Raw genomic sequence first — 10,901 nt, forward strand, 5'->3', positions numbered from 1 at the left:
GCTCTTCCTTACTTTTTCGGACGGCGGCGGATCATGTCCGCAAGCACGGTGATCAGGATCAGCCCGCCGATCACGGCGCGCAGCCAGTAGGCCGAGACATTCACGAAAATCAGCGCCGAGCCGATGGTGGCAAACAGAATGGCCGCCAGCGTCGAGCCAATGACGGTGCCCGATCCGCCGAGGATGGAAACTCCGCCGATGACAGCGGCGGTAATCACCGTCAGTTCCAGGTTTGGCGGCACGGTGGACTGGATGACCTGCAATTGCGTGGCGAAGAGAATGGTGGCAATGCCGGCAAAGGCCCCGTGAATGACGAAGACCGCGAGCACGCGTCTCTCGCTGGAAATGCCGGTGGCTTTTGCTGCTTCCGGGTTGCCGCCGACGGCATAGAGTGAACGGCCAAAGGGAAAATTGCGCATCCACCACGCCGCAATCAGGGTCAGCACCACCATGGCGATGATCGGGAAAGGCAGGCCGAAGGGCTTCCATTGCGCGATCATGAATTCTCTCGGCAGGCCGGAAATCCAGGTGCCGCCGGTGATGGAAATCAGCCCGCCGCGCAGGATGGACATCATGCCAAGTGTCACCACGATAGAAGGAATGCGCGCATAGGCCACCAGCCAGCCGATGATGAAATTCACCGCCATTCCCAGAAGGATCGGCGCCCCCCAGGCCACCCAGACGGGCGCGCCGGAGACGGCCAAAGTGCCGGAAATGGTGGCCAGCACGCCGATCAGCGCACCGATGGAGACATCGATATGCCCGGTGATGATCACCATCGCCATGCCGATGGCCGCAACCGCGATATAGGCATTGCCGGAAAAGATGGTGTTGAGGTTGGAGGCGCTTAGAAAACGGGGGTTGTAAAGTCCCACCACGACGAAGAGCAGCAGGATGGCGGCGACGATCACGCATTCCTGGCCGTAATCGCTCATCAGCCTTGCAATAAAGGGGCGGGCGCTCGGCGCCTTGCGGGTGGAGAGGGTGGAGCTTTGCGGAAGGACGGCCATTACGCGACCTCCATCGATTTGGCCTGCGCGGTCATGGCGGCACCCACGGTTTCGGGCGTGGCATCAGCGCGGTCGATCATGCCGGTGACCTGGCCATTGTTCATCACCAGAATGCGGTCGCTCATGCCGATCACCTCCGGCAATTCGCTGGAAATCATGATGATGGCGAGGCCCTTTGCCGCCAGATCGCTCATCATCGCATGGATCTCCGCTTTGGCGCCGACATCGACGCCGCGCGTCGGCTCATCGAGGATCAGAATATCCGGTATGGTTTCCAGCCACTTGGCGATCACCACCTTCTGCTGGTTTCCGCCGGAAAGCTCCCCGACCGGCTGGTGAATGCCAGCCCTGGCCCGAACCCCCAGCCGTTTCACCGCGTCCACGGCGCGGCGTGCTTCCTCCGCAAAATTCAGGAAAAGACCGGGCGCGATGCGGTCAAGCGCGGCCATGGAAAGATTTTCATTGATGGTCATGGATTTGACGAGGCCCTGAAGGCCCCGATCTTCCGGCACGTAAGCCAGGCCGAGATCACGGGCCTGCCGGGGCGTGCGGATGGAAACGGGTTTGCCCTTCACGCGGATTTCGCCGGAAATTGCGGGTGTGATGCCAAACAGCGTCAGCGCCAGTTCCGTGCGGCCCGAGCCGACAAGACCGGCGATCCCAAGCACCTCGCCGTGCTTCAGCGTGAAGGAAATGTCGCGAACCAGACGGCCGTGATTGAGACGCGTTACCTCCAGCACCGGCTCACCAATGTTGGCTTCTCCTTTGGGAAAAAGCTGCTCGATAGAACGGCCCACCATCATCGAAACGAGCGTGGCTTCATCGGCTTCGCCGATGGCGCGGGTGTCGATCATCATGCCGTCACGCAGCACCGAAACGCGGTCTGCCAGCGCGAAGATTTCCGGCATGCGGTGGCTGACATAGATGATGCCGACGCCGCGCGCCTTGAGGCTGCGCACCACATCCATCAGCCGCGCCACATCCTTTTCCGTCAGCGAGGCGGTGGGCTCGTCCATGATGAGGATACGGGCCTTGTGGGATAGCGCCTTGGCAATTTCCACCCGCTGGCGCTGCGCCACCGAAAGCGTGGCAATGCGTGTATCGACATCGAGATCATGACAGTCGAGACTGTCCAGCAGATCGCGCGCCCTGGCGCGGGCCGCTGGCCAGTCGATCCGGCCCATTTTCCGGCGCGGATAGTGACCGAGGAAGATGTTTTCCGCGACAGTGAGTTCCGGAAACAGCAGAAGCTCCTGGTAAACGGTGGCGATGCCTGCGGCATTGGCATCCCTGGCGGTGGAAAAGCGCATGGGCTGGCCGTCGATCTCCATGACACCGCCATCCGGCTGATAGAGACCGGACAGGATCTTGATCATCGTTGATTTGCCAGCACCGTTCTCGCCCAGAAGCGCATGGATTTCGCCCGGCCGCACATCGAAGGACACATCCTTCAGCACCTTTACCGGGCCGAAGGATTTGGACATTCCGGCAAGCCGCACATAGGGCCTGATCGCGTTCTGTTGCTCACGATTCAACGACAACGCATTCCTCCTCATAAATGTGCCGGTCTCCCGCCCGGCAGCTGTTAGAGCGCTTTCCGATCTGATTGAATCAGATCGGCGCTCTAACGGTTTCTTTTTGAAGCATAATCTTGATCGTCATCGTTTCACTCCGGTCGGATTATGCTCTAAACCCCGTAAAAACGGGCGGCGTTCGTCTCGAAAATCCGGTGCAATTCCTCCGGGCCAAAGTGGCTGGAAAGAAGCGTGCGGGTGAGATTGGCGACCTCGCCGTAGCTGGCCGCCAGCGTGCATACCGGCCAGTCGCTGCCGAACATCAGCCGGTCCGGACCAAAACAGCGGGCGACGTGATCGACATAAGGCCGGATATCCTCAAGCGCCCAATCGGCGCCTGCTTCCGTCACCATGCCGGAGACCTTGCAGGAGACAGAATTGAAACCGGCAATCTCCTCGATATGCGCCCGCCAGGGATCGAGCACGCCCTTTGCAATCTCCGGCTTCGAGATATGATCTACCACGGCCCTGAGGTTCGGCACCTGTTTCAGCGCTGCAATCACATGCGGCAGATGCCGGGTGAAGGTCAGGATATCGAAGGCAAGACCACTGTCTGCCACCGCTTTCAGGCTGTCGATGACGCTTGGCCGCAGGATATAGGCGTCATCGTCCAGACCCTGCAGCATCGGCCGGATGCCGAGGAATCTCGGGTTCTGCCGGTAGCGGGAAAGACGGGCGGCAAAATCCTCCGCCTCCATATCGATCCAGCCGACCACCCCGGCCACGAAGTCCGTGCGGGCGGCGATCTCCAGCAAAAAATCGGTCTCGGCTTGCGTTGCTGCCGCCTGCACGAGAATGGTGCGGGTTATGCCGGCCCGCCGCATCTCGCGGGTGAGATCCTCCGGCATGAAATCCCGGTAGATCGTGCCGAGATCGGGTGTCAGCCAGCCATAATCGCCGCGCTCCACCTTCCAGAAATGTTGATGACTGTCGAGCATGCCGGTTTCCTCCCCAATGACTGCTGCTACTCAGGACGCACGACGCCCTTCTTGAGGATGATATTGCCGTAGAGCCGCCGCTCGCCGGTCGAGACCACGGCGAAGGCGGTCTTGGAGCGGTCGTAAAAGGCGAAGCGATCGATGGGCTCCAAGGGAATGCGGCGCTTTTCCGCGCTTTCGATGATCGTCTCGAATTCGGCGTAGATTGTCGGACGATCGCCCGGCGCATCCATGACGGCGGCAGGAAAATCGACGAAGTCATCCAGCGGCATCAGCGACAGCACGGCCTCGACAACCGAAGAGGCATCGATACCCGGCATCTGGATCAGGCGCTCCGCCACTGTCACAGCCGGGAAATTGGCGTCCGCGATGACGATTTCGTCGCCATGGCCCATGTCGGCCAGAATGGCGAGCAGTTCACCGGTCAAAAGCGGGTTGATGGTTTTCAGCATGGGGTTCCTCCTGGAAAATGGAAACTATCGGTTGATCAGGCCATCGGCGCGCAATGTCGTCCAGAGGTCTTCAGGAATGTCCTGCTCGAACCATCGGATATTCGTCGAGATCTGCTCAGCCGTCTTGGCGCCGATCACCACACAGGTGGCGGTCGGATGGCGCAGCGGAAACTGGATGGCGGCGGCAGGCAGCGGCACCTCAAACGCATCGCAGACGGCGCGAAGCCTTTCGGCCCGCTCGATCATCTCGGCGGGGGCATCTGCATAGTTGAATTTTCGCCGCCCCGAGGTAGAGGCGAGAATACCGGAGTTGAACACCCCCGCCACCACCAGCGCCATGCCACGCTTTTGCACCAGCGGCAGGAAGTCCTCCTCGGCATCCTGATCGAGCAGTGTGTAGCGACCCGCCAGCATGGAGCAATCGAGATCGGCCTCTTCCAGCGCGTCGCGGATGATCTGCCATTCATTGACACCGAGGCCAAAGCCCTTGATATCGCCCGCATCGCGCAGTTCCGTGAGCGCCTTGAAGCCGCCGCCTCTGGTCAGGGCGTTCCAGTGATGCTCATGCAGGTCGGCATGGGTCACGCGTCCGATGTCATGCACATAGAGAATGTCCGGACGGGGAAAGCCGAGACGCTGCTGGCTGTCATCGAAGCTGCGCATCACGCCATCATAGGTGTAATCAAACACTTCGCGGAAATCGAGGCCATTCCACCAGCCCGGATCGAGCGGGTTTTTCGGCGGGGCGGGCGGCAGCTTGCGGCCAGCGCGTTCCGTGGTCATCAAGCGGCCCACCTTGGTGGAAATCACCCAGTCTCGGGCCTCGGGGGTCTTTTCCCTCAGCAGTTCGCCGGTCAGATGCTCGGAGCGGGTATTGCCATACATCGGTGCTGTATCGAAATAGCGGATGCCGGAATTCCAGGCCGCGTTCAGCATCGCCATGGCGTCTTCCTTCGCCACCGAGGCGTAAAGACCGCCGAGCGGTGCCGTACCGACACCGAGTGCTGTGACGCTGATACCGGTTTTGCCAACGGGCCGTTTGTCAGTCGCTTTCATGCTCATTCCTCATCCCATTCAAATATGCGCGCGAGTCTTGCGCCGCGCCCAGACGACAACGGCAACGCCGCACAACAGCAGCACGCCGCGCACGATCTGGCGCTGTGCATCCGTCCAGCCGAGCAGGGCGGCGCCGCTGAGCAAGGCTGCCAGCAACAGCACGGCGGTAACCGTGCCGATCACGTTGGGCTTGCCGAATTTCAGCGCCATGCCGCCCAGCAGCACGGCGGTGAGCCCGTCGATGAAATAGGAGGTGCCGATATACGGCTGACCGGAGGAGAGATCCGCCGTCAGCAGAATGCCGGAAAGCGACGAGACGACACCGGAGAGAATATAGAGCATCAGCAGCAGCCGGTTGACCGGCACGCCCGCCTCGATCACCGCCGAACGGTTCTGCTCCAGGGCATAAAGATAGTGCCCGAAAGTCAGCCTTTCCTGCACGAACCAGGCGGCACCATAGAGAAGCGCCACGACCACCGTCAACAGCGGCAGCACGCCGAAATTGACATGCAGCAGCGTTCCAATAAAGCCGGTGGAGGAGAGCGAGATCGAGGTGCCCAGCCCAATGGCTGCCGCAATCGATCCGGCCAGTCCGCCGGTGGCAATGGTGATGACCAGCGCGGGCAGCCGGAAGATGGCCACCAGCAAGCCATTGGCGAACCCGAAGACGATGCCGACCAGCAGCCCCGCCACACAGGCGATGGCCCAGCCATGGCCTGAAACCACCAGCCCCGCCACAACCATATTGGCAAGGGCTGCCACCGACATGAAGCTCACATCGATCTCGCCCGCCGCGATGATCCAGGTGAGGCCTAGAAACATCAGCGCCGCGATACTGGCCGAGCGCGCCATGTCATTGATATTGCCTGCGCTGATGAAGCTGGGCCGCAGCCATGCAAACAGCAGGATGACCAGCACCAGCAGCAGGAAGAGCCCGTAGCGCAGGAAAAAACCTTGCAGATCCGGTCCGCGTTTTGTGGCTCGCCGTTCTGACGTGGTCATGGTCATGTCCGTCATGGTGATCCCCTTCTCCATCAGCGTGCCGGTTTGCGGCTGAACAGGTCGCCCAGCAGCGTCGTGAGTTTCGGGTCGAAAATTCCGATCGCCAGGATCAGGACGGTGCTGACGATGGCATCGCTATAGTAATAAGGAATGGCCAGCAGGGTGAAGCCGTTCAGCATGGCCGACATCAGCAGCGTTCCTGCGAGCGTTGCCGGAATGGACGGCGCGCCGAAGAGGGCAGCCCCCAGATAAACGGCGGCGAAGGCCGGCATCATCAACTGGTTGCCCGCCGTCACATTGGCGGCCCCGGAAGAGGCAACCAGCAGCGTGATGGCAAGACAGGCCAGCGCCCCGCACAATCCGAAAGCGGTGAGCACATAGGCCTTGACGCGAATGCCGGAAAACAGCGCCGAGCGGCGGTTTTCACCGGTTGCATAGAAGGCGCGGCCAAAGCGGGTGCAATGCAGAACGATGAAGGCGAGGATGGCCGTGGCCAGTAGAATGACCACCGGCATGTCGAGCGAGAGGAATTTGGAATCGTTCAGGTCGAGAATGCCCGACATGAAGAAGTTTTCCGAAATCGACGTGCCGTTGCTGTAGAAATAGGAGAGACCGACCGCCACGCCGCCGGTGGCGATGGTGGTGACGATATCCGGCAGGCGCAGGTAGGAAATCACGCTGCCATTGATCAGCCCGGCGGCAAGCCCGATGCCGATGCCGCCCGCAACACTTTGCATCAGCGTATAGTCATTGGCCAGCATCCAGCCCAGCGTCATCGCGCCGAGCGAGGCAACGCCGGGAAAGGAGAGGTCGAAATGGCGCACGACGATGACGAAGGTCAGCCCGATCGCCGTCAAGCCGTTCACCGACATGTGGCGCAGCAGGGCATGCAGATTGTTCTCGCTGAGATAGGCGGGCGCGAACGACTGGAAGACCGTCGCGATCAGGCCGAGAAGCACAAGGAAGGCGGCAAGCCGCAGGGCAAGCGGAGAGGATTTCAGACCCGTCATGCGCGTGCTCCCATGATGCCGGCGGAAAGAAGCTGGTCGCGGCTTGGCCTCTGATCCGGAACGGAAACGGGGCGGCCCTTGTAGAGCGCGATCATCCGGTCGGCGACGCCATGCACCTCGTCGCAATCGGACGAGATCACCAGCACGCCCGCGTGCGCCGACAGTTCCCGCATCAACGCATAGAGCGTGGCGCGGGCGCCGATATCGACGCCGACCGTCGGTTCCACGAAGATATAGATGTCTGCGTCGCGGTAGAGACCCTTGGCGATGACGATCTTCTGCTGATTGCCGCCGGAAAAGGCGCTGGCCGGGCGGTCCAGTGTCATCGGATGGAGCGCCACCCGTTGGGCAAGCTCCGCCGAAGTCTTGCGGCTTGAGCCGAAGCGGAACAGGCCGCCAAGGAAGGACGCCTTGCTTAAGTGCGCCAGCGTCATGTTGAAGATGACATCGCGAGACAGCGTCAAACCTTCCGTCCGACGGTCGCCGGGAACAAGGAAGATGCCCTTGCGCAAGGCATCATGCGGGTCCTTCAGTTTCACCGGCACGCCCTTGAGGGTGATCGTTCCGGCTTGCGGATGGATGACGCCGAACAGCGCCTTGGACAACTCGTCCGCACCGGAGCCGACCAGCCCGAAGATACCGAGAATTTCGCCCCGCCGCAGGGTGAAGCTGACATCTGAAAACAGTCCGGGACGCTGCATGCCCCGCACGTCCAGAAGGGCTTCCCCTGCGGCGCTCTTCGCCTTGGGAGGGAAGATATCGCCGGGCTTTTCATCCAGCATCAGTTCCGGAATGGAAATGCGGCTGACCCGCGCCTCGTGACAGGTCAGCGTCGTGACCCGCTTTCCGGCCCGGAACACCGTGAAACGGTCGCCGATCTCGAAGACCTCCTCAAGCCGGTGGGTGATGTAGATGATGGCAATGCCCGCCGCCTTCAACTGCCGCATCAGGCCGAAGAGCGAGGTCTTTTCGCGTTCGGTGAGGGTCGATGTCGGCTCATCGAGGATCAGGATGCGAATGTGCTCGCGGCTCAGCGCATGCAGGATGGCAACGATTTCCCGGTCCACGGCGGGCATTTCGCCGACACGCCGGTCAAGATCGATCTCGATGGGAAAGCGTTTCAGCAATTGTTCGGCCTGTCGCTTCAATGCCTTGCGGTCGATCCGGCGAGCAAGTCCCGTCTGCGGCGCTTCCTGACCAAGAAAGATGTTTTCGATGCCGGTGAAATCATCCACCAGTTCGGGGTGCTGCTGCACCGAGGCGATGCCACAGGCAATGGCGGCGGCGGGCGTGCCAAGCTCCACGCTTTCGCCCGCAATGACGATCTCTCCCGCATCCTTGGTGTAGACGCCGGAAAGGATCTTGATCAGCGTCGACTTGCCCGCGCCATTGATGCCGAGAAGAGCATGGATTTCCCCGGCTTCCAGTGAAAAATCCACAGTGTCCAGCGCCTTGACCACGCCGAACTGCTTTTCGATGCCCTTCATGTCGAGAATGGCTGCCATATCCCGCACCGACCTTTCTGCATGCATGATAGAACAGGCAGGCCGATTGCGGCCTGCCTTCCTTCGGATTATAGAGCGCGTTGCCAGCCAAGTTTGATCGCCTCGCCGGGCTGATCGTAATTGTCGGGCAAGTCTTTCAGGTCCTTCAGGCTGTCTTGCGTCACCGCATAGGAGGGTGTGATGACGAAGCGCGGCGCCTTGCGGCCCGCCACCACTTCATGGGCGTAGAAGGCGTTCATATAGGCCATTTCGTAGAAGCTCTGGGCCATGGTCATGGCAAAGGGCGATCCGGCCTTGATATATTCGAAGGACTGGCGGCCTCCGTCGATGCCGGTGATGAAGACCTTTTTGCCCGCCGCACGGATGGCAAGCGTTCCCTCGGACGCCGCCCCATCCCAGGCGCACCAGATGGCGTTCAAATCGGGATTGGCGGTGAGAATATTGTCCACGACCTGACGCGGCGTTGTCGTGCCGCCCAGCGCAAAGGCAATTTCCGAGGCGATCTTGATGTCCGGGAAGCGGTTGAAGACCGATTTCGCGCCCAGCGTGCGCTGGTCCCAGGATTCGTTGGAGGGCAGGCTGACCAGTGCCACCTGTCCCTTGCCGTTCAGCCGCTTGGCAATATATTCCGCGCCCGCTGCACCCAGGCCGAAATTGTTCGACATGGCGGTGGAGGTGACGGTGGTGTTCGGCACATAGCTGTCGCCGCAGAAGATCGGAATGCCGGAGGCAACGGCGGCCTGCACCGCAGGGGAAATGGCTGCCGCATCGGCAGGGGTGATGAAGATGGCGGCGGGTTTGGACGCCACGAAGGCGGCGATCTGGTCGGCCTGTTTCTTGATGTCGTAATTGGCATCGGCAATGGTCAGCGTGCCGCCGAGCTTTGCCACGGCATCCTTGTAGCCATTGACGATGTGGCGGCCCGATTCCCAGACTGTCCAGCCAAGAGACGCACAGAATTTCAGGTCTTCGGCACCGGCAAGGCGCGGCTTGCTCAGCGCGGCAGCCACCGTTATGGCCGCACCGGCGCTCAAGACCCCGCGGCGGGTCAGTTTCATCTCACCCATGAAGCGGGCGCGGTCTTTGGTTTCCTCGAATTCAGTCATGGTTATTCCTCCCTCTGGTTATGGTCGTGGCGGGCCTTCAGGCCGATTCTTTCAAGAGCATCAGGTAGTCTTCCTGGCTGGCGAGCCTTGGATTGGTGGCGTGGCAATGGTCCTTCAGCGCCTCGCCGGAGACCTTTTCCATCATCGCCTCGGTCACGCCCATGGCGGTGAGGCCAGACGGCATGCCGAGATCCTTGTTGAGCGCGGCCATGACCTCGTCCGGCGGTCCCCCCAGAATCTCCGCCATCACATCCCATTTCGCGCCGATCACCGGGCGGTTGAAGTGCAGCACAGCGGGCATCAGCACCGCATTCAGCGTGCCGTGATGCAGGTTGAGCTCGCGGATGGCGCCGAGCGGGTGGGTGAGCGCATGCACGGCCCCCAGCCCCTTTTGAAAGGCCATGGCCCCTTCCAGTGCGGCCATCATCATGTCCCAGCGCGCCTGATGGTCCTGTCCGTTGGCAACGGCCTTGCGAAGGGCGGGAAAGCCGCGCTTCAGCCCGTCCAGCGCAATGGCATCGGCAGGCGGATTAACGGAGGGACCCATGTAGGTTTCCAGACAGTGGGACAGCGCATCCATGCCGGTGGCGGCGGTGAGGAAGGGCGGCAGGCCATAGGTCAGCTCCGGATCGCAGAGCGCAATCGAGGGCAGCATGTGGCCGCTCAGGATGCCGAGCTTGCGGCCTTCCGCCGTAATGATGACGCTGGCGCGGCCCACTTCCGAGCCGGTGCCGGACGTGGTGGGAACGGCAATCATCGGGCAGATCTTGCCGTGGATCTTCGCGGCCCCGCCGGAAACGGCCGTATATTGCGCCAGCGGCGCGGCGTGGCCGGTGAGAAGGCGGACGGCCTTGGCAAGGTCGAGCGAGGAGCCGCCGCCCAGCCCGACGATGCCGTCACAGCCTTCCGCCTTGTAAAGACGATGCGCGGCCATCACCGCTTCTTCGGTCGGATTGGCCGGTGTGCCGTCGAACACCACCGGCGGTACGGGAAAGAGGCCCAGCACCCTGTCCACGAGGCCGGTGGAAACCAGGCCCTTGTCCGTGGCGATCAGAGGATTTCTCACCTGAAGCTCTGCCAGAAGCGCGGGCAGCCGCGCGATCGAGCCCGCGTCGAATTCAATTCGGGTGAGGTAATTGATGGTCGCCATATCGTCTGTGCTCGTCATTTTGCAGTCGATCCACCTGCCCTGATGGCTGCCGATGCAGCCGGGCACGCCCTGTCGGGCTCGGAATCTCATGCGTTTGA

Annotated in this window: 10 protein-coding genes; all 10 read right to left on the minus strand. The window is 61.6% G+C overall.

Features of this window, described 5'->3' with window-relative positions; genetic code table 11:
• Positions 1-8: 8 nt before the first annotated feature.
• Complete coding sequence (locus QO005_RS10485; protein WP_370878044.1) at positions 9-1,010, minus strand: ABC transporter permease; 1,002 nt, start codon at positions 1,008-1,010, stop codon at positions 9-11.
• Positions 1,010-2,551, minus strand: coding sequence for a sugar ABC transporter ATP-binding protein (locus QO005_RS10490; RefSeq protein ID WP_307157968.1), 1,542 nt, complete (start codon positions 2,549-2,551; stop codon positions 1,010-1,012). The genes QO005_RS10485 and QO005_RS10490 overlap by 1 nt, the downstream gene beginning before the upstream one ends.
• 146 nt (positions 2,552-2,697) lie before the next feature.
• Positions 2,698-3,522, minus strand: a complete 825-nt coding sequence (locus QO005_RS10495) for an amidohydrolase family protein (protein ID WP_307157969.1) — start codon at positions 3,520-3,522, stop codon at positions 2,698-2,700.
• Positions 3,523-3,548: 26 nt separating this feature from the next.
• Complete coding sequence (locus QO005_RS10500; protein WP_307157970.1) at positions 3,549-3,974, minus strand: RbsD/FucU family protein; 426 nt, start codon at positions 3,972-3,974, stop codon at positions 3,549-3,551.
• A gap of 24 nt (positions 3,975-3,998) precedes the next feature.
• Positions 3,999-5,036: an aldo/keto reductase gene (locus QO005_RS10505; RefSeq protein ID WP_307157971.1), complete on the minus strand. Its 1,038-nt coding sequence runs from the start codon at positions 5,034-5,036 to the stop codon at positions 3,999-4,001.
• Positions 5,037-5,048: 12 nt separating this feature from the next.
• Positions 5,049-6,047, minus strand: coding sequence for an ABC transporter permease (locus QO005_RS10510; protein ID WP_307157972.1), 999 nt, complete (start codon positions 6,045-6,047; stop codon positions 5,049-5,051).
• A 17-nt stretch (positions 6,048-6,064) separates the two neighbouring features.
• Positions 6,065-7,042: an ABC transporter permease gene (locus QO005_RS10515; RefSeq protein ID WP_307157973.1), complete on the minus strand. Its 978-nt coding sequence runs from the start codon at positions 7,040-7,042 to the stop codon at positions 6,065-6,067.
• Entirely contained in the window at positions 7,039-8,547 is a 1,509-nt protein-coding gene (locus QO005_RS10520; RefSeq protein WP_307157974.1) for a sugar ABC transporter ATP-binding protein, read from the minus strand. Before QO005_RS10520 ends, QO005_RS10515 begins: the two co-directional genes overlap by 4 nt.
• A 68-nt stretch (positions 8,548-8,615) precedes the next feature.
• A complete protein-coding gene (locus QO005_RS10525) occupies positions 8,616-9,653 on the minus strand; it encodes a sugar ABC transporter substrate-binding protein (protein WP_307157975.1) in 1,038 nt (345 codons plus the stop codon).
• Between the two features lie 37 nt (positions 9,654-9,690).
• Positions 9,691-10,803, minus strand: a complete 1,113-nt coding sequence (gene gbd, locus QO005_RS10530) for a 4-hydroxybutyrate dehydrogenase (RefSeq protein ID WP_370878049.1) — start codon at positions 10,801-10,803, stop codon at positions 9,691-9,693.
• Positions 10,804-10,901: the final 98 nt, after the last annotated feature.

The organism is Allorhizobium paknamense (genome assembly GCF_030815125.1).
GTDB classification, from domain to species: Bacteria; Pseudomonadota; Alphaproteobacteria; order Rhizobiales; family Rhizobiaceae; genus Allorhizobium; species Allorhizobium paknamense.